The 21,969-nt window shown below is 64.8% G+C and carries 24 protein-coding genes; 9 read left to right on the top strand and 15 right to left on the bottom strand.

What is annotated here, in order from left to right; all coding sequences use genetic code 11:
- Positions 1 to 21 precede the first annotated feature (21 nt).
- A complete protein-coding gene (locus OG716_RS03930; protein ID WP_405136317.1) occupies positions 22 to 879 on the top strand; it encodes a hypothetical protein in 858 nt (285 codons plus the stop codon).
- On the top strand, positions 876 to 2,315 hold the full coding sequence (locus tag OG716_RS03925) for a cytochrome P450 (protein ID WP_405136316.1): 1,440 nt from the start codon (positions 876 to 878) through the stop codon (positions 2,313 to 2,315). Before OG716_RS03930 ends, OG716_RS03925 begins: the two co-directional genes overlap by 4 nt.
- Positions 2,316 to 2,372: 57 nt before the next feature.
- Here OG716_RS03925 and OG716_RS03920 read toward each other — a convergent pair whose 3' ends face one another.
- Genes OG716_RS03920 through OG716_RS03875 form a run of 10 tightly spaced genes read right to left on the bottom strand, consistent with a single transcriptional unit; the run spans position 2,373 to position 11,524 of the window.
- A complete protein-coding gene (locus tag OG716_RS03920; protein ID WP_405136315.1) occupies positions 2,373 to 3,095 on the bottom strand; it encodes a TetR/AcrR family transcriptional regulator in 723 nt (240 codons plus the stop codon).
- Positions 3,096 to 3,110: 15 nt separating this feature from the next.
- Positions 3,111 to 4,067 (bottom strand): MlaD family protein, encoded by a 957-nt coding sequence (locus tag OG716_RS03915; RefSeq protein WP_405136314.1) that lies wholly within the window; start codon positions 4,065 to 4,067, stop codon positions 3,111 to 3,113.
- The gene (locus tag OG716_RS03910; RefSeq protein ID WP_405136313.1) at positions 4,064 to 5,062 is read right to left on the bottom strand and encodes an MlaD family protein; all 999 of its coding nucleotides are present in this window, start codon (positions 5,060 to 5,062) and stop codon (positions 4,064 to 4,066) included. Before OG716_RS03910 ends, OG716_RS03915 begins: the two co-directional genes overlap by 4 nt.
- A complete protein-coding gene (locus OG716_RS03905; protein ID WP_405136312.1) occupies positions 5,059 to 6,093 on the bottom strand; it encodes an MlaD family protein in 1,035 nt (344 codons plus the stop codon). Before OG716_RS03905 ends, OG716_RS03910 begins: the two co-directional genes overlap by 4 nt.
- Positions 6,093 to 7,103, bottom strand: a complete 1,011-nt coding sequence (locus OG716_RS03900) for an MlaD family protein (RefSeq protein WP_405136311.1) — start codon at positions 7,101 to 7,103, stop codon at positions 6,093 to 6,095. Before OG716_RS03900 ends, OG716_RS03905 begins: the two co-directional genes overlap by 1 nt.
- On the bottom strand, positions 7,100 to 8,107 hold the full coding sequence (locus OG716_RS03895) for an MlaD family protein (RefSeq protein ID WP_405136310.1): 1,008 nt from the start codon (positions 8,105 to 8,107) through the stop codon (positions 7,100 to 7,102). Before OG716_RS03895 ends, OG716_RS03900 begins: the two co-directional genes overlap by 4 nt.
- Before the next feature lies 1 nt (position 8,108).
- Complete coding sequence (locus OG716_RS03890; RefSeq protein WP_405136309.1) at positions 8,109 to 9,119, bottom strand: MlaD family protein; 1,011 nt, start codon at positions 9,117 to 9,119, stop codon at positions 8,109 to 8,111.
- A gap of 19 nt (positions 9,120 to 9,138) precedes the next feature.
- The gene (locus OG716_RS03885; protein WP_405136308.1) at positions 9,139 to 10,011 is read right to left on the bottom strand and encodes an MlaE family ABC transporter permease; all 873 of its coding nucleotides are present in this window, start codon (positions 10,009 to 10,011) and stop codon (positions 9,139 to 9,141) included.
- On the bottom strand, positions 10,008 to 10,862 hold the full coding sequence (locus OG716_RS03880) for an MlaE family ABC transporter permease (protein ID WP_405136307.1): 855 nt from the start codon (positions 10,860 to 10,862) through the stop codon (positions 10,008 to 10,010). Before OG716_RS03880 ends, OG716_RS03885 begins: the two co-directional genes overlap by 4 nt.
- 29 nt (positions 10,863 to 10,891) lie before the next feature.
- Positions 10,892 to 11,524 carry a hypothetical protein gene (locus OG716_RS03875; protein WP_405136306.1) on the bottom strand — a complete coding sequence of 211 codons (633 nt, stop codon included), beginning with the start codon at positions 11,522 to 11,524 and terminating at the stop codon, positions 10,892 to 10,894.
- A gap of 240 nt (positions 11,525 to 11,764) precedes the next feature.
- On the opposite strand from OG716_RS03875, the gene OG716_RS03870 reads away from it, so the two are divergent.
- The 4 genes from OG716_RS03870 (at position 11,765) to OG716_RS03855 (ending at position 14,642) form a co-directional block, all read left to right on the top strand.
- Entirely contained in the window at positions 11,765 to 11,977 is a 213-nt protein-coding gene (locus OG716_RS03870; RefSeq protein WP_405136305.1) for a hypothetical protein, read from the top strand.
- Positions 11,978 to 11,988: 11 nt separating this feature from the next.
- Positions 11,989 to 12,855 carry a hypothetical protein gene (locus OG716_RS03865; RefSeq protein WP_405136304.1) on the top strand — a complete coding sequence of 289 codons (867 nt, stop codon included), beginning with the start codon at positions 11,989 to 11,991 and terminating at the stop codon, positions 12,853 to 12,855.
- Entirely contained in the window at positions 12,852 to 13,646 is a 795-nt protein-coding gene (locus OG716_RS03860) for an acetoacetate decarboxylase family protein (RefSeq protein ID WP_405136303.1), read from the top strand. The genes OG716_RS03865 and OG716_RS03860 overlap by 4 nt, the downstream gene beginning before the upstream one ends.
- Before the next feature lie 564 nt (positions 13,647 to 14,210).
- On the top strand, positions 14,211 to 14,642 hold the full coding sequence (locus OG716_RS03855) for a hypothetical protein (protein WP_405136302.1): 432 nt from the start codon (positions 14,211 to 14,213) through the stop codon (positions 14,640 to 14,642).
- 148 nt (positions 14,643 to 14,790) lie between these two features.
- Here OG716_RS03855 and merB read toward each other — a convergent pair whose 3' ends face one another.
- The 4 genes from merB to OG716_RS03835 all read right to left on the bottom strand — a co-directional run bounded on the left by merB (position 14,791) and on the right by OG716_RS03835 (position 18,558).
- Positions 14,791 to 15,789, bottom strand: a complete 999-nt coding sequence (gene merB / locus OG716_RS03850; protein WP_405136301.1) for an organomercurial lyase — start codon at positions 15,787 to 15,789, stop codon at positions 14,791 to 14,793.
- Positions 15,786 to 16,187: a MerR family DNA-binding protein gene (locus OG716_RS03845; RefSeq protein WP_405136300.1), complete on the bottom strand. Its 402-nt coding sequence runs from the start codon at positions 16,185 to 16,187 to the stop codon at positions 15,786 to 15,788. Before OG716_RS03845 ends, merB begins: the two co-directional genes overlap by 4 nt.
- Before the next feature lie 1,091 nt (positions 16,188 to 17,278).
- Positions 17,279 to 17,893: a TetR/AcrR family transcriptional regulator gene (locus tag OG716_RS03840; RefSeq protein ID WP_405136299.1), complete on the bottom strand. Its 615-nt coding sequence runs from the start codon at positions 17,891 to 17,893 to the stop codon at positions 17,279 to 17,281.
- A gap of 29 nt (positions 17,894 to 17,922) precedes the next feature.
- Positions 17,923 to 18,558, bottom strand: a complete 636-nt coding sequence (locus tag OG716_RS03835; protein WP_405136298.1) for a TetR/AcrR family transcriptional regulator — start codon at positions 18,556 to 18,558, stop codon at positions 17,923 to 17,925.
- A 190-nt stretch (positions 18,559 to 18,748) separates the two neighbouring features.
- On the opposite strand from OG716_RS03835, the gene OG716_RS03830 reads away from it, so the two are divergent.
- Positions 18,749 to 19,549, top strand: coding sequence for an SDR family NAD(P)-dependent oxidoreductase (locus OG716_RS03830; protein WP_405136297.1), 801 nt, complete (start codon positions 18,749 to 18,751; stop codon positions 19,547 to 19,549).
- Between the two features lie 2 nt (positions 19,550 to 19,551).
- A complete protein-coding gene (locus OG716_RS03825) occupies positions 19,552 to 21,033 on the top strand; it encodes a flavin-containing monooxygenase (protein ID WP_405136296.1) in 1,482 nt (493 codons plus the stop codon).
- Between the two features lie 86 nt (positions 21,034 to 21,119).
- Here the strand turns inward: OG716_RS03825 and OG716_RS03820 are convergent, their stop codons facing one another.
- The gene (locus tag OG716_RS03820; protein WP_405136295.1) at positions 21,120 to 21,428 is read right to left on the bottom strand and encodes a hypothetical protein; all 309 of its coding nucleotides are present in this window, start codon (positions 21,426 to 21,428) and stop codon (positions 21,120 to 21,122) included.
- Positions 21,429 to 21,755: 327 nt separating this feature from the next.
- Between OG716_RS03820 and OG716_RS03815 the strand changes: the two genes are divergently transcribed.
- On the top strand, positions 21,756 to 21,899 hold the full coding sequence (locus tag OG716_RS03815; RefSeq protein ID WP_405136294.1) for a hypothetical protein: 144 nt from the start codon (positions 21,756 to 21,758) through the stop codon (positions 21,897 to 21,899).
- Positions 21,900 to 21,969 lie beyond the last annotated feature (70 nt).

Here is a 21,969-nt window from a genome sequence, read left to right as displayed (position 1 = left end):
AGTACCCGGAAGGACATTGCAATGGTGCAAGTGCTGGCAAGCAGCTGGGGGTCGCCACCGATCACTGAGGCGGGGACGGTGGCGGCCTGGCTGCTGCTCGGGGTGGCGATTGCCTCGGTGGCGGGTGCGCTGATCTTCGCGGCCGGACTGGTCATCGCCAAGGACCGGGAGACCTCGGTGCTGTTCTGGCTCGTCACGGCGGGCGCGCTGGTGGTGTTTTCGTTCTATGTGGAACCGTGGCTCGATTTCATCGGTGCGACAACGTATCTCACGAACGTCTTCGATCCGGTCGTGACGATCGTGGACCGGCCGATCCCGTGGCATGTGGTGCTGACCTACTCCGGTGGCATCGCACCCGCGACGATCGTCGCGTATCTGATCATCAAGCAGGGGCGTAGCGCCACGGTGCTGTTCGCCTGGGCCGCTTTCATTTCCGTCGCCGAGTGCATCGGCGAGATGATCAGCTGCCACTACGGGGTGATGCTGTACTACAGCAATAACGCGCTGGTGCTGGGCATTCCGATGCCGAGCCTGGTGCAGAACGGCGGCATGTTCGTGCTCATCGGCTGGGCGATGGCGGCCATGCTGCCGCATCTGCACGGCTGGCGGCGAATTGTGGTGGTGCCGTTCATCGCTCCCGCGGTGTACCTCGCCTACACACTGCTGTGCACCCTGCCGAGCTACTACGCCATTCACAACAATGCCTCCTCGGCCGTGTCGTGGACGCTGGCGATCGTGTCGACGGCGTTGAATCTGGGCGCCGTCATCTTCGCCGGATACGCACCGACCGTCACCCGGCTGCGCGAGGCCGCACAGTCCGGAAATACCGCGAAACACACTGTCGCGAAATCAGTTCAGAAGACCGAGGCACCAGCATGAGCACTCCACAACGTGACAAGTACGCCCTCACGCGCAATCCCGCACGCGCGGTACGCAAGTCGATCGTCGCCAAGCGCCGCGATCTCCTGTTGCCGCCGGGACCGGTCGGCCGTCCGGTGACCGGCGTGCTGCGCGAGTTCAAACACGATCCGTTCGAGTATCTGCGCGGTTGCGCCGCCGAATACGGCGATATCTTCCGGCTGCCGGCACCGGTGCTGGATATGGTCGTCGTCAATACTCCCGACCTCGTCCGCTACATCATGAGCGATGTCGAGAAGTACACGATGATCGGGCATTACGCGCCGGTCGCGCACAAGGTCCTCGGCCGGACAATTCCGCTGCTCGAGGGCGATCCGCTGCGGCAGCGGCGCAAACTCATCACTCCCATGTTCAAGCACAGCTCCCTCAACGAGCTGGCCGACGAGATCGTGGACGAGTTCGCCACCCGCATCGACAAGTGGGGCGAGTGGGCCGACTCCGGCGAAACAATCGACCTGCAACACGAGATCGCCTGGCTCACCATGCCCGCGTTCATGCGCGCCATGTTCGGGATCACGCCCTCGGACGCGGAGATCGAGCAACTCGACCACGACCTGCGCCTGGTGCTGAGCTCCTTCGCCGCCGCCGTATTCCTCAGTCCCATACCGAAAATGGTGCCCTTCCCCGGCCGCGACACTCTGCCCGCCGCGTGGTGGCGCATCTCCCGCTGGATCGAGGACCAGATCGAACGCCGCCTGAACGTTCCGATCGACGGCGTCGACATGCTGCAGGTGCTCCTGGACGCCCGCAATGAGGACGGCACGCCGATCAGCCGCAAGGATCTGGTGGCCGAGCTCGCCATTCTGATCGCGGGCGGCTACGAGACCGTGGTGGCGTCGGTGTCGTGGACGCTGGCGCTGCTCGCCGACGATGCCGAAGCCCGGGAGCAGCTCATCGCGGAAGTCGATGAGCTGCACGGTGAGCGGCCCGAGTACGCGGATCTGAAGCGGCTGGAATGGGTCAAGGCCTGCTTCGACGAGGGGCAGCGCATGCAGGGGCATCCGTTCCATCCGCGCATCGCCCTGCACGACGATGTCATCGACGGGCATTTCATCGCGCGCGGCACCATTATCGGCGTCTCGGTGTACACCCTGCACCGTGATGAGCGCTGGTGGCCCGAGCCGGACCGGTTCGATCCGTCACGGTTCACCGATCGCGCGGTGGTGGCCGCACGCCCGGTCAATGCCTTCATCCCGTTCGGGACCGGACCGCATCGCTGCATCGGCTCCCAGCTCGGCTATATGAACGCGCAATTCATTCTCACCCTGTTCTTCCAGCGCTACCGGATGAAGACCGCCCCCGGGTGGAAGCCCAAGCACGCCTCGACCTTCTCCACCACTATCGAGGGTGGTCTGCCGGTCACGCTGGAGCGGGTGTCGGTGCCGCACCCTGCCTGATCCGAAACCAGTGGGGCCGATCGCTTTTCGCGATCGGCCCCACGGTATTTCCCGCGCTCAGGACGGATCCGAACCGGTGACCTTCCGCCGCCAGACAACGGCTTCGTCGATGAAGCTCATCAGATAGTCGACCAATTCCTCAGCGCTCATATCGAGCCGATCGTCGACCCACGCCATGAGCACCTCGGCGGCGGCGCCGGCCATGGCAATGGTGGTGATATCGCCCATGACCGGGTCCACGGCCTCGGAGCCGCCGTTCATGAACTGCGTCATCATGGGCATGGCCGCCACGACCATATTGTTGGATTCGGGGTTCTCCAGCCACATGGTCATCAACCAGGTGGTCCCGTAGAGCATCTGCTGCCGCACCTTGGCCAGCGCGCCGCCGGCTCGTTCGGGCTCGATGAACAGGATGCGCCCCACCCGGGGGTCCTCATCCATGATCGTCACGAGTTCCTTTGCCACCGCCCGCAATCGGGCCTGGCCCTCGTCGATGCCGACCGCCTTCAGGAACAGCCGCCCCGCGACCTGCATGGCGACCGATTCGACGACGGCCTTGGCGAAGGTGTCGAGGTTTTCGAAACTCTCGTAGAAGTACCTCTCGGTCAGCTCCGCCTTGCGGCAGACGTCCCGGACCTTGGTCTCCGCGATCCCGGATTCGCCGATGACCGAGATCCCCGCCTGCAGGAACGCCTCGCGGCGGGCCTGCACGCGATCCTCTTTGCTCATACCCGCGAACCGATGGGGCCGCCGGGCGGCGCGGGTCGGTTGCGATGTCATGGGGTCGATTATCTCCTATCGCGGCGTGGTGACGTGGAGGGTGACCGCTCCGGGGACCGCGACGGCGGCCAGCGCGGTATCGAGCAGGCGGCTGATATCGATCGATCCGGACGAATTCACGGCCGCACTGATCCCCGGCAGCGCCGAGCCCGCGAGCTTGCGCACATCGGGGCCGACCTTATCCTCGAAGCCCTGGAGTTTGCCGAACAACACCAGCGGTCCGACCTGCACGACCCGTGGATAGTCATTGGTCTGCATCATGTCGACCGCGGTCTGGGCCAGGGTCGCGAAATTGACCCCCAGCATGCGCGCGGGATCGCTGACCTCGGCGATGGTGGGTCCGACCGCGCCGCTGCGCCCCAGCACGTCCTGCCCGTCGGTGAGCAGATCGCGGATCGATCCGGTGCTCATCAGCAGTGTCGAGGCCAGCAGCGCGCTGGCCCGGGACAGATTGTGTACTACCTCGATATCGGCGGGCAAGGCCGAATTCAGTTCGCCGACAAGGGAGTTGGCTGCCTCCGGCGCGATGCCGTTCATCATCCGGGTGAGCGCGGCCGACAGATCGCCGAAGTTCGCCGGCACCGTCGATTGCGCGGCGCGAATGTGCTCGCCATCGGAGAAGTACGGTCCCGCTGCGGATTTCGGCAGTACCGCGACATAGCTCTCCCCCAGCGAGGACAGGCTTTCGATGCGGAAGTCACTGTCTGCGGGAATCCGATAGCTGTCGCTGTAGCCGAAATCGATCTCCACACCGTCGGCGGCGGCCCTGACCGCACTCACCTGCCCGATGGGGACGCCGCGCATCAGCAGCTTCGAACCGGCGACCACGCCATCGGCATCGCTCACGGCCAGTACGGCATGCCGTTGATCGGAGGGCGGCAGCCAGTGCACACCCTGACCGCCGATGGCCACCACCGAAAAGGCCAGCAGCGCAACCAGTGCCGAGACCGACAGCACGTTCTTGATCCTCACCGGACGGCTCCCAGCATTCTCAGCAGATTCGCGACGTCATCGAGATGTTCGGAGCCGTCGGCGGTGACGAGGGAGGTGACATCGACGCTGGGCTTGCTCAGCAGCGGCATCAGGGTGGTCTGCAGGAAATGCTGCAGACTCGCACCGGTGTCGGCGAATCCCACACCGGTGCTCGACGCGCTGTCCAGGGTGTCCGCGAGCGAATTGATCATCGGCACCAGCCAATTGCCGCCGGTGTAGACGCTGCCCACCGACGGCAGCAGAATGCCGATATTGGCGATCAGCAGCCGCAGATTGGCCCACAGTTTCATGGCATGCGGGGACAGGATGTTCTCCAGATCGGGTGCGTGCCGAATCACCACCTGCGTGAAATCGTCTGCGCTGGTAAGCATGCGGTCCAGGTCGGTGGTATCGGCGGCGAGGCTGCGCACATCGGCGGCCAGGGTGCCTGCCACCTTGCGCACCCCGTCGGTGGTCGGCGGCAGGGCCGCGTTCACCTTGCCGATGGTCTGCTCGAGGCGCTGTACCGAACCCGTGCCGAGGAAGTTCGCCAGCACCGCGAGGGTGTCCTCCAGCGGCGCGGGCGACACCGTGTGATCGCGGCCGATCCGCGAATTCGGGTTCAGCGCGGCATTGTTCGCGTCCGCACCCGGCCGGTCGATCTTGATGTAGGCATCACCGAGCACCGTGTCCTGGGTGACGGTCGCGGTGCTGTCGGCCGGAATCGCGATACCGTCGTCAACCTCCACCCCGACCGCCACCGCGCCGTCGCGCAGATCGATGCTGCGGACCGTTCCGACGGCCGCGCCGTCGAACGACACCTTCGCCCCCGCGGGCAGATTCAGCGCATTGGTGAATTCGACGGTGAGCGGATAGCCGTGCCGGGTGAGATCACTGGGCATCGGCAGATTCGCCGGATCAGCCGAGCAACCGGCCAGCGCTGCGGTAGTCACCGTCGCGACGACTACAGCGAGGGTGTGGCGCACGTTTCTCACTGGGGTACACCACCTTTCAGCACCAATTGCAGCAGATCGGTGACGGACAGCTCCGGCTGCCCGGGCATTGTGGTCATCCGGAATTTCGGCGCCAGTACTGAAATCGGCTGTCCGGCCTGGCCATTGGTCAGCGCGCCGATCGAACCGGCCAGCGCCGGAAGCGAATCGGCGAGTTTGCCGATACTGTCCTCCCCCGTGGCCGCGAGATGCAGTGCCGCGGCGACGGTGTCGAGTCCCGGCCACAGCAGATTGCCGTAGCGCTCGGCCAGATCCAAGCACAGATCCATGGCGCCGGGCAGGCCGTCGAAGATCTTGGTGATGGCCGGAAAGACCTGCATGGCCACGGCATCGATACCGGGCGGCGCGGTGGCCAGCGCGGATTCCACATCGTCCCAGTGCGCGCGGGTGGCGGCCAGCAGTGGCGCGGTATCCGCCAGCATCTGACCCAGGGTCGCCGTGGCATGGTCCGGGTCCGCGACGGCGCGGGCCAGGCTCGCCATCGCATCACCCGCGGCCGTTCCATTGCCCGCCAGCTGGCTCGCGAGATTGTCCACGGCCCGGTTCGCGGTATTGCCCGCACCGGCTCGGGTGACGCCGTCGATGAGACCGGCGGCGGACGCGGTGATCTCGGAGATGCTCTTCGGAGTTGCGCTGTCGGACAGTGGAATACAATGTCCGGGGGCCAATTTCGGCCCGGCTCCGGTGCTTCCGACCAGCTCGAGGCTGCGGTCGGCCAGAATCGACGTCGAGCGGGTCACCGCCTTGACCGGACCGGCGATCGACTGGTCACCGTCGAGGGAGAAGGTGACCTTGACTCCGGCGCCCTCCGGATCGGCCCGCCGCACCGTCCCGATCCGCACACCCATCCTGGTCACGAAATTGCCGGGGTACAGCCCGATCGTGTCGGGCATGATCGCGCAGAACCCCTGGGTGCTGCGCGAACCGGTATCGGTGGAGACGGTCAGGCCGACCGCGAGTGCCACGGCGGCGATGGCCGTCAGCACGAACAGTCCTCGGTAGCGGCGGAGCATCAGCAGCTCCTTCCGGGAATCGGTACGCACAGGTCGGTGGCCAGCACCTGATCACCGCCGGCGAGGCGGACTCCCTCGGGGCCGAGCAGCGATTGCAGGTAGTTGATGAAGGTCTGCAACTGGCCGATGAGCCCGGGCAGGTCGGTATTCACACTGTGCGCCGCCGTATCGAGCTGCTGCATCGCGTTGTACACCTCGTCGCGATGGTTCGAGTAGAAGTTCGTGAGCACCTTCACCCTGGTGAAGACGTGCGCCAAACCCTCGTAGGCATAGGCGAATTCGACATGGGTGTCTTCGAGGACCCGCAGCACGATCGCGGCCTTGCGCAGCATATTGAACAGCACGTCGCGCTGATCGCTGAACTTGCTCAGGTATTCCTGCGTCACCGAAAGGCTGGTTCCCACCTGGTCGCGCTGGTGTTCCAGCACTCCGGCCAGGGCCTGCACACTGTCGATCATGGATTTCACCGAACCCGGATTCGCCTCCAATGCGGTGGCGGCCTTGTCGAGGTCGTCACCGATGGCGGGTGCGTCGAGGCCCGCGATCTGCTGCGGTGCATCGTCGAGCAGTTCGGGCAGGCGGTAGGGCAGCTGCACCCGGGCGGCGGGAATCGTCCGATTGCCCAGGGGCGCAGCACCTGCGGACACCAGCGCGACGTAGTAGCCACCCACCGCGGTCAACATGCGAATGTCGACGGCGGTGTCGGAGCCCAGGAATACCGAGCTATCCACAGAGAGCGCAACTTCGACGTGATCGGGCCGCAACCGCACCTCACCGACCTTGCCCGCCGGGATTCCGGCCACGCGTACCTCCTCGCCGGAGCGAAGCGCCGCCGCGTCGGTGGTTTCGAAGACAACCTGCTGCTGATGCAGCGGATGCAGGTAGAGCGCGCCCGCGGCGACAGCGACGACCACCACCGTCCCCACCGCGATCACGCCGATGAGCACATGCCGCTGATCGGAGCTCCGGCTGCTCAGGTAGGCGCGCACACGCCGCACGAGTCTGGTCACCGGTTGCACAGCACCACCTGCTGACCGGCCAGCAGCACCTGCACGCCCTGCGGCAGCGCCGCCGGACCATTGCCGCATCGAGTGTCGATCTTCGCCGCGGTGAGCTGCTGCAACCCCGACAGCACGGGCGGGAGCAGGCGCAGCGTCTGCGGGGCGTCCTGCAATTGCGCGAGTGCGGTTTTCAGCAGCGAATCCAGATCGGTACCCTCGTGCAACCCCAGTCCGTCCAGCAGTCGATTCACCGAATCGACGAAGGCCGGACCATAGGTCGCGGTCGCATAGAACTGATCGAGCACGGTCATCGTCTTGTCGAGGGCGAGATCGAAATTCTCGATGAACTCCAGCACGCGATCCGACTTTCCCTTCATGGTGTCCGATATCGAGGCGATGTTCTTGACGAGGGTGGACACGACCTGCTGGCGGTCGACGGTGTAATCGGCGATCTTCTTGACGCTCGCCGCCAGATCCGCCGCTCCGGCGCCGTCGCCCTCCAGGAAGGCCGACACATTCGTGGCCAGCTTGTCGACCTCGCCGGGATCGAGGGTGCGCAGCACCGGTTCCAGACCGTGGAACAGCGTGGTGATATCGAACGACGACGTGGTCATCTGGGTCGTCGCGTGCCGCACCGGCCCCCCGGAGCCTGCGGCGGGGGTGGTCTCGCTGTAGTCCAGATAGCGGGAGCCGCTGAGGTTCTGGTACTTCACCGCCAGATGCGAGGCCGTGGTCAGCCGATAGCGCTGCTGCAGTGCGAATCCGACGACCGCGATATTCGCCCCACCCTGACGGCGAATGTCGATCGAGGTCACCTTGCCGATCTGCACACCCTGCATGCGCACGTCCGAGCCGACCCGCAGACCGGAGACATCGATGAAATCCGCTGTGTAGGAAGACGTGTCACCGTGCACGGGATTGCGGAGCGCATTGACGACACCGACGAAAAGCGCGACCGTGACAGCCGCGGCGATCAGCAGTCGCCAGAGCGCTTGGCGTGGTGTGGTGCCCATATCAGTTCCCCCCGGGCAGTGGCAGCGCCGCGGCGAGTGCCGGGAGCTGGTCCAGCACAATGCGCAGCTTCAGCGACTTGTCCGGATCCGGGCCGGTGTAAGCCGATTCGAAGCCGGACAGCACCTGATCGAGCCGGGCACCCAGCTGGGCTTTCCACAGGGTCGAGGACACCAGATCCGATACCGTGCGGACCAGCTCGGTCAGTGGTGCGAAATCGGCTGTGTGCGAACCGAGTAACGCGCCCAGCGGACCGAAGAATCCGGTGGCGATCAATTGCATGGTCTCGTTCATCGGCCCGAACTTATTGATGACCAGTTCGGCGCTGGGTACCTCGCGCACCGCCTTGACCGCGGAGATCGCATCGTCGGTGAACAAAGGCAGCGGTTCGAGCAACGAATTCAATTGGCGCAGCTGCACATCCGGCATCCGCTGCTGGGTTTCGGCAATGGCGTTGGCCACCGTGAACCCGGCCTCGATCAGCGGTGCGAGCGCATCGGTGTAGTCGGCGATCCGCCGCACCACCTCGACCATGCGATCGGTGACCACACCATTGACCACCGTCGAAGTACGGCTCAGCAGCGAGGCCATGGTGAAGTCGCCCTCGGGTGCGCGGTCGAGCCGCAGACCGTCGGTCAGCGCTTTCCCGCCAGCACCGGGCAGCAGGTTGAGCGCGGAGACACCAAAATAGTTCATCGGCCGGTAGTCGAACCGAACCGCATCGGTGAGACCCCCGATCAGATTGCGCTGCAACCGAATACCGATCTCAACCCCGCTCGCCTGACCACCGTGCACCGATTCCACCCGACCCACCTCGACACCGTGCAGCACCACGGTGGAACCCGCGGCAATGCCATGCCCGAGGTACGCCGTCCGGACGGTGACGTGCAGGACGCCGCCGGGCTCGCGGCCACTGACGCGCACCGCGGTGAATACCGCGATCAACAGCACCACCACCGTGACCGCACCGGTCAACAGCAGAATCCGCCGTTGCCGCCGTTCTGATCCAGCCAATAATTCCGACATAGTCAATTCACCCCGTGAACACGAATTCCGGTGTGACCCCCCACAACAGGACAGTCAATATCAGGTCGAGCATGATGATCGCCACCAGGCTGGCGCGGATCGCGCGCCCACTGGCGATACCGACGCCGGCCGGGCCGCCCGAGGCGAAAAACCCGAAGTAGCAATGGATGAACGTGACCACCGCACAGAAGAGCACCGCCTTGATCGTCGAATAGATCACGTCCACCGGATCGAGAAATTGCTCGAAATAGTGGTTGTAGGTGCCCGCGGATTGGGAATGCGCCACCGTCACCACCAACCGGCAGGTGACAAAGCTGACCAGCAGCGTCACCAGATAAGCCGGTGCGACGCAGAGCATTCCGCCGATCAGCCGGGTTCCGACCACAAACGGGACCGTGCGCACGCCGAGCGCCTCGATGGCGTCGATCTCCTCCGAGATCCGCATGGAGCCGATTTCGGCGGTCATCCGGCATCCGGCCTGTGCGGCGAAGCCGACTCCGGCGACGATCGGTGCCATTTCCCGAATATTTGCCATACCGCCGACAACACCGGACAGTGCGCCGAATCCGATGAGATCGAGCCCGGCGAAGGCCTCGATCGACACCATCGCGCCGATGGCCACCCCGAGAATCAGCATGGTGGTGACCACGCCGCCGTCGACGATGAGCGAGCCACGACCCCAGGCCAAATTGTTCAGCACCCGGAAGGTCTGTGCCCGGTACTGGCGCACCGTGATCGGCAGCAGCCACAGCGTGCGGCCGACAAACACTGCGACCCTGCCGATTTCGGCGAGCATGTCCGCACCGGGACGAGTGATCCGCCGGGTGATCCGGGCGGCTCGCGGCATCGCATGATAGCGGGAAGGGACGGTGATGCTCATGCGACCTGACTCGGCAGGAACATGGTCTGCAGCTGCGTGATCAGCAGTGTGGCCAGAATGATCGCCGTAACACTCAGCACCACCGACGAATTCACCGCATCGGCGACACCGCGCGGACCGCCGCGCGTCTCGAGGCCGCGCAATCCGGCCACGATCGCCACCAGCACGGCCGCGACCAATGTCTTGATCACCGCCACCGCCAGATCCGCGGTGGTGGCGAAGGCACCGAACGAGGCCCAGAAACTACCTCGGCTGACACCGTTGAGTTCGACCGCGACGACATACGAGGAGCCGACGCCCACCATGACGATGGCGATCAGCAGCATGGGTGAAATGGCGAGCAGGGCAAGGAAACGCGGTACCAGCAGCCGCTGCACCGGATCGACCCCCATGACTCGCATGGCATCGAGTTCCTCGCGAATGGCCCGCGCGCCCAGATCGGCCGCGATCGCCGAGGCGGCGGCCCCGCCCAGCAGCAGACCGGCCGCCAGTGGCGCGCCCTCGCGGATGATGCCCAGTCCGCTGGCCGCGCCGGTGAGCGAATCGGCGCCGACCTGGTGGACCAATCCGCCGACCTGCACCGAGACGACCGCGCCGAACGGGATCGCCATCAGGACCGCCGGCACGGCCGTCACCTTCAGCAGATGCCAAGCCTGCTGCAGGAATTCGCCGAATGGAAAGCGGCGGCCGATGACGTCCCGGACCAGATATCGAAGAATCGATACGCCCAGCAGGACCGATCGGCCCAGCGTCGCCGCACTCGTGCGGCCGATACCCCCCACATGATCGACCGGAACATTGAGTATGTCTGCGACTCTGCCCAGCGTCGATGCGCTGTCAAGCTGTGCCATGAGGTCTTCGGTGTCCCCTCGTACGAAATCTATTTACCGCTCATAGCCGAATCGATGCCGCCCACATCGGTGATCTTCCAGCCCGCGTTCTTATCGATGGTGACGGTGTAGGTCGCGGTCGACTGGACGCCGTCCGGCGCCTGGGTGTTCTTGGTCATGACACTGACAAAGCAGGTCACGACGTATATGCCGTTCTGTTCCGAACGGACCGACGCGGTGATCGGAGTCGGCGTGGACACCCACTGCAGCGGCACGATGATCTGTTCCATCGAGGACGCCGCCTGCTTGAGCTTGTTCGCCAGCTGCGGTGAGGTGTTCGTGGTCAGCCGCTGCGACCAGGACGGGAGATCCTTGAAGTCCATCTGGGCAGCCCCGACCGAATAGTCGCTCGCCACCTGTTCGGCGTGCTTGCCGTCATCGGCCGCCGAGTGCAGCGCCGTGACCTGGGCGCGCGCCGCATCGCGATCGCTCCCGCGCTGATGCGCCATCCAGCCCAGCGCGGCGGTGGCGAGCAGCAGCATGACCACCACACCGAGCAGCACCACGGTGCTGAGCGGGAGCGATACCGTTCCACCGGTCTTCAGCTTCGGAATTCGCCGCTCGGCGGCCTCGTCCTCGATCTCCGGGCGCTCGATATCCACCGTCGCCGACTGTTTCGACATCGTCCCAACCCTCCATCCGTCCCCAGCCGACAGAACGTCGCAGACTGACAACACTCCATGTCATTTGGTGTGCTCAAGCTAACAGCCCAGATGCAGGTTGACTAGAGCTATTCCTAATTTCTCAGGTTTTCGCAGGCACTGCAGGTCTCGATAGCTGCACAGGTAGTTGACGACAGACCGTCAGCCCCATTAAATGACAACGGTCGATGTCATATTATGAGAGAAAGAGGGTAAGAACAGATGCGTGAACCCGTCGGCGAGTTGACTCGCCTCCTTGCGGACGACACCGGCGTGGTCGCCGAACTCACCGCCGAACAGGCCGAGCTGATGCTCACACTGCTTCGGCGGCAACGCGATTCCCAGCACCGCGAAACCATGGCGGCCATCGACGAGGCGATGGGAATCCTCCCCCGCCTCATCCGTATCCCGGCGAAGAAGATTCTGTTCGGTTAGGACGCAACACAATGCACAATCTGATCACCGAGGTACAGCTGCAACTGCTCGCCAAAACCCTGGGCGTCGCACCGGAAGAGGTCGGCGACTTCGAGGAATTGGGAGCCGAGAAGATCCAGGCCCTGAGAGAACTCGCGTCCGGATACCTGTTCGACGAACTCGCGCCGATCTTCGGCCGCGTCAGCAACCTCGCCCCACTGGTTCCGGACGCACTGGTCACGAAGGTCGCGGAAATGGCCGTACCGCCCCTGGTGGCCGGGCGGGCCTCAGGAGCGCTGGGCGTCGCCCACCCGCATCGAATCAATGCGATCCTGCGCAGACTGAGCCCGGAGTACATGGCCGACTCCGCCCCCTCCATCGATCCACGGGTCATTCCGCTGGTCTCCGCAGGCCTCGATATTCCACTCCTGATTCCGTCCGCACGAATTCTGCTGGCCCGCAAGGACTTCGCGACGGTGACCCTGCTCATCAGCAGCGTCGACAATGACCGGCTCTTCACCGAACTGGTCGAGGCGATCAGCGCGGACGGCCAGCACCTCGGCGCCATCCTGCAGGCCCTGAGCTACGCACCCTCCGACACCTGGCTCACCGATAATCTCCGCCGACTCCGCCCGCCACTGCTGCGAAAACTCTTCAGCCCGAAGGCCGATACCGAAACCATCGCGGCATTGTCGGTGATCGCACGCCTGTGCTCCGACCTGCGACCCGAGCTCGCCGGCCACCTCTTCGACAGCCTCGACACCGCGGGCGTGCGAGCACTGGCCGATACCGCGAACACCCACGGCGCCCACTCCGAGCTGCGATCGTTCGCCGAGGCACTCGGCGACGGCCGCCGCGAGCAGTTCGACCGCCTCGTCGTCACCGAGGTCGCCGAATGAATCGCCCGGAACTGTTCGTGCACGGGGTACCCGAAACCGCACTCACCGCAGCGCTTGTCGAGCACCTGCCCGTGAATGCCGCTGCGGCGCCGTGGAATTGCTCGGCCGAAGCGGTCTTCTGGCTGGGCCGCGGCGGCACACCGGCCACCGCGGCACTACCGCCCCTGCTGCGCGGAAAAGCCCACGCGCTCGCCGTGATCGGCGGTTTCGTCCGATACACCGAAACACCCGTCGGCAGCTACGACGAAGTCCTCGGCGCCGTCGCCTTCCGACAGGGACTACGCCCCCGCGGCCACGTCGCCTTCATGGCCGTCGATTCGGAAACCAGCCTGGTCGGCGGTCGCACCAACTGGGCCATGCCGAAAACCCTCGCCTCGTTCTCCGGTGACCTCGCTTGCGGCACCATGACCGCCACCGAGGTCGTCGGCGGCGCACCGAAGTGGACGGTCGGAGTCACCGCCCACGCCTTCGGATTCGCCCTCCCCCTGCGAGCAACCGGCACCGTCCTACAGCAATTGCACACCGACGACATAGTCGCCGCCCAACTACGCACCCGAGGCCGCGTAAAATTCGCACTCATCGACACCTCCGTTGACGGCGACGGCGACCTTCCGGCCTGGCTACGGCCTGGACGCCACCTCGGCGTACTGATCCCCCACCTACAATTCACCCTTTCCTCGCCCGCCCGGGTACGGGTAGGCGGTAGCGCATGGCGCGGCATCACCACCGCTTGCGTCGGAACCGAACGGCTAGACGATCCTCGAATCGCCGGTAGCCAGAACCTTCGATAGGCTCGTCGCCGTACCCCAGGTCGTCGGGCCAATCGGCGGGGTCGTAGTCCGTGGGGTACTTGGCGGGGTCGTACTCGGTTTACTGGGCGCTGAAATCACTCATGGGAATTCCTTCGCATATACGTGGTAGGACCAGGTGATCGTAGCTGGGAAAGGTTGGAGTCCAAGATCTTTCACGAGCAACAGAACCCACTCCAGCATGCGGACATCGGTATACGCGGGCGTTCGGTCGACCTCGGATCGCCACAGCCAGTTGATCTTGCTCAATACCGCACCAGTCGGTTCGGTCAGCGCAGTCGGCGGCATGAGCGGATGTGCCCGAAGGCTGCGAGGTGTTGGGGTCCAAGATCTTTCGCGAGCAAAAGACCCCGCACTCCAGCAAGCGGCCAACGTGTCGAGTTCCATGCCGGGTGTGTACTGGTGCGCCGGAACGTGTTTCGGTGTATCTCAACACTGTGTTCACCTGGCATCGACTCATGACCTTCATGACCGACATCTCATCGAACAACCACTCATCATCCACACTGGCTGTCAGCACGACGGAAACCGTTGAGGTGAAGAAAGTTGTGCCCAGCGATTGAGGTGAACCCGGCGACGCAGATCACCAACACCGGAGGGGAGAGGATCGGCGCTCAGACGGTGGTGGTGAGGATCGCGCAGTGCATGGCGTTTCGTTCCACAACCCTGATTCTCGCCGACGCCGACGACGAGGTGGAGATCGAGGGAGTGGTGTCCGCGGACGGACGTGTTGTGACCGTGCTCGATGTCCCACTGAACCTGAACGCAAACGAGTCAGCTGTTGTCGCTGCCGAGCTGCGTGTCGACGACGACGCCGGAAATGCCGTCAGCCCGGTCGTAACGTTCGAGGTGGGTGTCCCCTCCTTCGCGACAGCCGAGTTCGAGTACATCCTCCATATACGCGGAGTAGCCGAGATAGGTCCGAGCGGCGTAGCTCTGGGCATCGCATGGTGTGGGTCTTCTTGTCGACTCAGTTAGTCGATGCCCAGTTCGGGAACGAGCTCCACTTGACGGTAGCGTGCGTCCGGCCGACCCCGGATGGGTTCTGCCGGTTGATCTTCCGAGGTGCCGCGCTGACCGTTCCGAACAGCGCGGTATGCGGCATTATCGGGCGTTTCTCAGCGGGTCATGGGTGGAGCAGGTTTCCGAAGATGGCGTTCCCGAGTTGGTGGGCGGCGGGGAGGTCGACTGTGCTGCCGCTGATGGTGGGGTGGGCATCGGCCCAGGCTTGGCTACTGGCACGGTCGGGGAAGAAGTTGAGGTAGTTGCAGCACGTATCGACCGATGGCCCTGGTTTCGATCGGCCGCCGACGAATACGACCGTGGTCGGTGGCCGTGCGGCGAGTTGCTGATCGTGGATAGCGATCGTGATCGGTTCGCCGGTGCCGGGGGCTGTTGCTTCGATCGTGATGTCGGTGCCGAGCATGGCGGCCATGCCGAGCGCGTCGACCGCGCACATGGCATTGACAGTCGCACCGCCGCGGATGCGGACACGATGTGTGGTCGGTGCGGTCGAGAACGGATAGGCGGTGACGATCGAGCCGCTGGAATCGAGCCGAATGACGTCGGCATCGTGCAGGTTTCGCAGCACTGCGGCGACCGGTGTCGCAGGATCGGCCAGGCTGTCCGTCAGTTCCTCGCGGGTCGGGGCGGTTCCTCGGGTGGCGAAGCTGCGCAGGATGGCGTGATGGACGGCCTTCTCGATCGGATCTGCCGGTTGGGCGCGGGCGCGCCAGGTGCTCAACGTCTCGGCCGCCGATTGCGAGGCTGGAGCCTGGCAGCACTCCACCGCCGTGCTCTCGTGTGCCGGACTCGATACCGGGGTCAAGCCCAGGGCTGCGCGGATCGCGGCGACCGAGGGCGCACCATCGAGCCCACCGGCGTCGGTGCGGTAGAGCCGGCAGGACACGCTGGGGACCTGTCCGGGTACCGCGAACAGGTCATGGCCATCGACCAGCAGGGTGGGTGATCCAGTCATGCCCGCGCCGGCGGCCTGGGCGTCGTCGTCGATGACGCGGTGCTCGATCTCGATCTCGACCGGGCTGTCGGCGAGGGCTTGGCGCACTCGTTGTTCGATGACTGCCACGTTCGGGCAGTCGGTGACCTGCAAGATTTCCAGCTTCACGGGGTGTCCTCTTCGTGGAGCGTCGCCAAGATCGAGCACGAGCGTTGCGCCGGGGGCAACCCGCAGGTAGCGACGAGCTCGGTCAGCGAGTGCGCCATCCGCTGCAACTCCGAAATCCGCTGTGTCAGTTGCGTGATTCGCGCTTGGGCCAGGGCGCGGGCGGTGTCGCAGTCGGCGGGTCCGCCGTCGGCCAGGTGCAGTAGTTCCCCGATTTCCTCGAGGCTGAATCCCAGCTCCTGAGCGCGTTTGACGAATCGCACCACCGCGACCGCGTCGTCGGGGTAACTGCGGTACCCCGACGCTGATCGTGGTGGGTGCGCGAGCAGGCCGCGCTGTTCGTAGTAGCGCAGCGTCTGCGCGTTCACGCCCGCCTGCACGGCGAGCTCACCGGTACGCATGCACACATTCTCGACCCTGTACCCAACTACAAGGTCAAGCCCTCGCACTCGTCCCCCTCCCAAGTAGCCCGATCGCACGATAATCGGCTAGTAGCGCGCACTCGAGTCCGGTAGAGCCGAGACCATCGAGCAACTGCTCACCGAACTGGGCCACATCCTCTGAAAACGACACGGTCGCCGCAACCTCTCATACGAGAGTGTTGCGACGACCGCGTGAACCCGCCTCGGGCGTAAGACCTGGGGCATTGTCTTGGGCAATCGGCAAGCAGTCGCCTACTTACCGACGGCGGCAACTGCACCGGGGGACCATCGCGTTCCCTGCTGTGACCGACAAATCTGCCGCCGCACCGCCAATCCGGCGTGGTGTTGCGGTGGTCGATCGGCTCCATGACGGCTTCTTTCGGACGGCAAACCGGGATGGAGGACCGTTCGATTCCCAACCCGAGTGGCGACAGCGGCTAACCAGCCGATCGCGGCCGCAGGTGTGTCGGAGGGACTTGACCCCGCGACACGCTTACGACACGGAACAGATGGGAAACGGTGGGGTTCGATGAGCCGTGACGAGTCGATCGATCTCGGAATCTTCGCTGGTCACAAAGGATTTCGATGATCTTTGAGAACCAACAGGAATCGGGCATTCCATTCGAACCACCGACGAGTGGCAGGTTCAAATCCTGTCAGCCCGACAGGTTTGCAGGTCGGAGCGGGCTTCCCGCTCCGACCCGCTGCTGTCTGCGGGGACGGATTCTGGGCATTTCACCGCTAGCCGAACCAACCCGAATCACGCTGACCAGGCATCTCTTTCCACACAGCACATTTGACCCGCTATCAAGTGCGTTGATAGCGAAACACATTCTGCTACTTCAGCTTTCGCGCCTTATGGGTTGTCGTGGCGCCGTTCGAGTTCACGGCGATGCGGCGTCAAGTGGAGCATCCCCCAGGCGCGGCCGCCATTCCCGAATCAAGTGGTCACCCCAGCGCTACAGAGGTGGCAGAGCGGGCACGGAACTTCTCGGGCCAGGCCGACGCCATGTCAGCTCTCGAATGGCCGCGTTGGATCGCGTTGACGCGGGCAGCCGTAGTTCTTGGGCTCATCTGGTGAGGTTCATGGTGGCCAGCACCGGCTCGAGCGAGGCCCTGAATCGTTGTGTGGTGTAGTTCTCGGGGTCCGAGATCATTCGCTGGGCAAAGGTGTGGGCGATGTCCTGGATCAGATGCGACGCTACCTCGGTGTCGAGTTTCGGGTCGGGCTGCTCACGTACGGCGAGTTCCAGTGCGTGCTCGAAGCTCTCGCGGAGTGTTTCGCGAATGTCGTTCACACGTGCTCGGACGGTTTCGGTGGCGCCTTCGGTCGGCACGCTGAGCAGCAGCCAGGTTCTAGGTTGCGCGCGGATCGATTCGAGCCGGGCGATGATGATGCGTACGAGTTCTTCGGTGGACAGCGCGCCCGACGCATCGAGAGATCCAGCGACACTGTCGATCTCGTGGTCGACGGTCTCGGACTCGCGATCGAGTACTGCGAGGATGACGGCCTCGGGGCTCGGATAGCAGTCGTAGACCACCGGCCGGGGATAGCCGGCCACCTTCGCGACCGACTGCATGGTAATGGCATCGAACCCGTCCGCGATCGCGATATCGACCGCGACATCCAGAATCCTTTGCTGCCGTTCGGGAGTCATCCGCCGCCCGGCCGACCGCTTGCGCACCCGAGGTGCATCAGGGGAGGATCCGCCGCTCATTGTCGCCGCCCCAGATCGAACTGACTGATGAACCAGGACACGACCGCGGAAATCCGTTCGGGAGGAAACTGTTCCGGATCCTTCAGCACAAGACGGGCCGCTGATTCGCTGCCCGCGAGGAACGTCAACGCCAGGAGTTCCGTATCGGATTCGGCGGATCCCGGCAACGTCGTCAGCGGCTCCAGGTACGACTGCACAGCGGCGAATACCACAGCGCGCGTTGCCTCGACGCCCGCACGCACTTCGGCGGGCGCACCGGACGGTGACAGCAGTAGCAGTCGCGACGTCTGCGGTTCCGAGACGACGAGGCTCAGGAATCGGGCCAGCGTCGACCGCAGGATCGCGCCGAGGTCTTCGTCGCGGTCCGGATCGGGCGCCATCCCCAGCACGAGGGCGAACGCCTTCTGCGTCTCACGCTCGAGCAGATCGCGGAGCAATTCGGCGCGATCGCTGTAGAACTCGTAGACGACCGGGCGGGTCACGCCCGCTTCGCGCGCGACCGCCTGCATCGTGGCATTCGCGTACCCCGAGCGGATGACCAGCGCCTGCGCCGAATCCAGGAGCTGCTGTTTGCGTCGTTCGGGCGGCATCCGCACCGCCGAGCCGCTCCGCCGGGCTGCCGACTGCGCCACCGTGGCCCTCCTTTGCTGGAACCAGTATCGCGTGAGCTGTGCCGGGCCGATGACAACCCACCCCTATAACGGTCGACGCTTCGGTCTTCGCCCGCGTACTGAACCGAACGGTGTGATACACATCAGTAGGTACATAAGTGTAAAGTTACGGCGGACGTGAGGCATGCGCCTCGGACAGGGAGAAACTCGTATGACCTCACGGGTCATCATCACCGGCGCGGCCAGCGGAATCGGGTTGGCCACCGCGACCCGGCTACGCCGGCTGGGTCACCGGGTCATCGGGCTGGACCTGCACCCGGACGGCGCGCAGACCCTGGCCTGCGACGTCACCGATCAGCACTCGGTCGATACCGCCGTCGCCGCCGCGATCAGCACGCTCGGGGGCTTGGATGTACTGGTCAACTGCGCCGGAGTCGGGTTCAGTCAGAGCGCCGGCGAAGCCCCCGGGCCCGACGCCGAATTGGTGATCGCGGTGAATCTGCTGGGTCCGTGGCGAGTGACTTCGGCTGCGCTGCAGGCGCTTCGGACAGCACGCGGCCGGGTGGTCAACGTCTCGTCCGGAATGGCGTTCATGGGAGCACCGTTCGCGCCCGCGTACTGCATGAGCAAACACGGCGTCGTCGGATACTCCGACTCCCTGCGCTACGAGCACCGCGACGCGATCGAGGTCAGCACCTTCTACCCCGGCTACGTCAAAACACCCATCCACCAGGACTCGCAGGACAAGGGCTTCAGCTTCGACGGCCTGGTGCGCGCGGAACCGGTCGAGGCTGTCGCAAAACGCCTCGCCGACACCGCGGTCGGGCGCTACCACCGCGACGTGGCGAGCTCGATCGCCCTGACTGTGTCGTTCGCTTTCCTGCGCCGTCTGCCGCGCGGCCTGATCGATCTGGCCATCAACACCCGCGTCCGATCCGCGTTGCGAACACCACCCCCGGGTGGTTGGCCTGCCGCCGTGGAACGCTACGTCCGCGCCACCAGGACCTCGTGACCATGGCGCCACAGCATGAAGTAGTCATCATCGGTGCGGGTTTCGGCGGTATGGGCGCCGCGATCGGACTCAAAGAACTCGGCATCGAGGACCTGCTGATCCTCGACCGTGAAAGCGACCTCGGCGGAACCTGGCATGTCAACCACTACCCCGGTCTGGCCGTGGACATCGCCTCGGTCACCTACTCCTATTCCTTCGAACCGAACCCGTTCTGGTCCAGAGTCTTTGCGCCCGGAGCCGAGCTGAAGAAGTACGCCGAGCACGTCGCCGACAAGTACGACCTGCGCCGGCACATGCGCTTCGACGCCACCGTGCACGGCGCGCGCTGGGACGAGGACGCGCGGAACTGGGTGATCGAGGTCGGCGACACCGAGTTGATCACGGCCCGCTACCTGCTGACCGCAACCGGTTTCCTGTCGCAGCCGAACCTGCCCGATATCCCGGGCATCGATTCCTTCGCGGGCGCCATTCTGCATTCGGCCGAATGGGACAGCACCGCAGATCTGAGCGGCCACACGGTCGCGATCATCGGCACCGGCGCGACGGGCGTACAACTCATCCCGCAATTGGCACGAAAAGTCGCGGCGCTCACGGTCTTTCAGCGCACCCCGATCTGGGTGGTCCCCAAAATCGACTTCGCCATCCCCGCCGCCGTGCAAACCCTGTTCGCGAAAGTCCCGGCGGTCCAGCGTGCGGCCCGCTGGGCCAACACCGCCTTCCTGGAAGCGATGATGGTGACCGCTGTCCTGCACTACCGGCAGGCCGGGTTCCTCAACAAGATCGCGACCGCAGCCGCACGCACCCATCTGTTCGCGCAGATCCGCGACCGGTCCTTGCGGGCGAAGCTGGTGCCGCAGTACAGCTTCGGATGCAAACGCCCCACCTTCTCCAACACCTACTACCCGACGTTCAACAAGCCCCACGTCCGGCTCGAAACCACTCCGATCGAGCGCATCGAGCCCGGCGGCATCGTGACCGCCGACGGCGCCAGAACCCAGGTCGACACCTTGGTCCTGGCAACCGGATTCGATATCTGGGACACCAATTTCCCGGCCTTGGACGTCATCGGCCGCGACGGCCGCAATCTCGGACAATGGTGGCGCGACAACCGATTCCAGGCCTATCAGGGAATGTCGATACCGTACTTCCCGAACTACCTCACCCTCGCGGGCCCGTATGCGTACAGCGGAATGTCCTACTTCGACACCATCGAATCCCAAATGAAGCACCTGCGCCGGCTCTTCGGTGAACTCCGACGCCGCGACGCGCACACCTTCGAGGTCACCGAAATGGCCAATACCGAGTTCCTGGACAAGGTCACGGGACTGCTCGGGGATTCGGTGTTCTATCGCGGCAGCTGCGCAGGCTCGCGCAGCTACTACTTCAACCAGCACGGCGAAGCGGCCCTGCTACGCCCGACTCCCACCCGGAGCGCCTACCGCGAACAGAACAGTTTCCCGATCGACTCCTACTCGTATCGGTAGTACGCAGCAGCGGTACCCGGCCAGCACCGGCCGGGTGCCGTTCACTCAGCGCAGCCGGCATGAGCGCCCAGCTCACACCTGGGGCTCTAGCTGCTGCCGGACTGCACGCCGCGAGGCGTCACATAGGGCGGGGAGTTGTTTCCCTGGCGGTTCGGGCCCAGGTTGTAGGAGTTCGGGCCGTCGGGCCCGCGGCCTCCGGGAGAACTCTGCCGGCCGGAATCCGGGTACTGGTCGTACGGACTCGGGCCCGGCTGGCCGATCACCTGCGCCGACGAGGGTTCAGTGGCAGCAGCCTCCGCCGCGATAACGGTTAGCGGGACAGTGACCAACGCCCCCGCCACCGCGATTCGGGCGGCGAGGCACCACGAAAGACTCTTCTTCGATGTTGTGATCACGCTCTGACCTCCTTGGCCGCTGCTAGGCCAGGGAACGGGACATACTTCCCGGTCCCCCTGCATGGCAACGACTTTCGTTGGAAATACCGACATCGTTCGGCGCCGATGACTCCATCAAACCCGCCGGAGCTATCAGCAGTTCAGCATGATGCTATGAGTTCGCCACAAGGGCCTCGGGGCTTGATCAGTTCGGTCTGGTCGAGACCGTTGATCGTCTCGGCGAGCGCGCGACCGCAGGGAAGCGCGTAGATCCCCTGCCGCGGCCAGTAGCATCGCCCCGAGAATCGGACCGAAGCCGGGCATCGATTCGATGCTGGCGGCGTCGGGATGACGGCGAAACAGCTCGCTGATTTGCGCATCGAGGGCGATGACCCGCTGGTCGAGAGCCAGGACAGCGGCGGCCAATTCGGTGATGATCTCAGCGGCACGCAACTCCGCAGAGCGCCATTCGGCGTGGGCGATGCACCATAGTGCCGAATGCCGCGCTCTGGAATTTCGCACGCGTCGTCATAGCCGATGAACACGTGGGTTTGCCGGACAG

Source organism: Nocardia sp. NBC_01388 (assembly GCF_045040085.1).
Lineage (GTDB): Bacteria > Actinomycetota > Actinomycetes > Mycobacteriales > Mycobacteriaceae > Nocardia.
The sequence above is the reverse complement of the archived record's forward strand: the minus strand, read 5'-3'. Positions and strand labels throughout refer to the sequence as shown.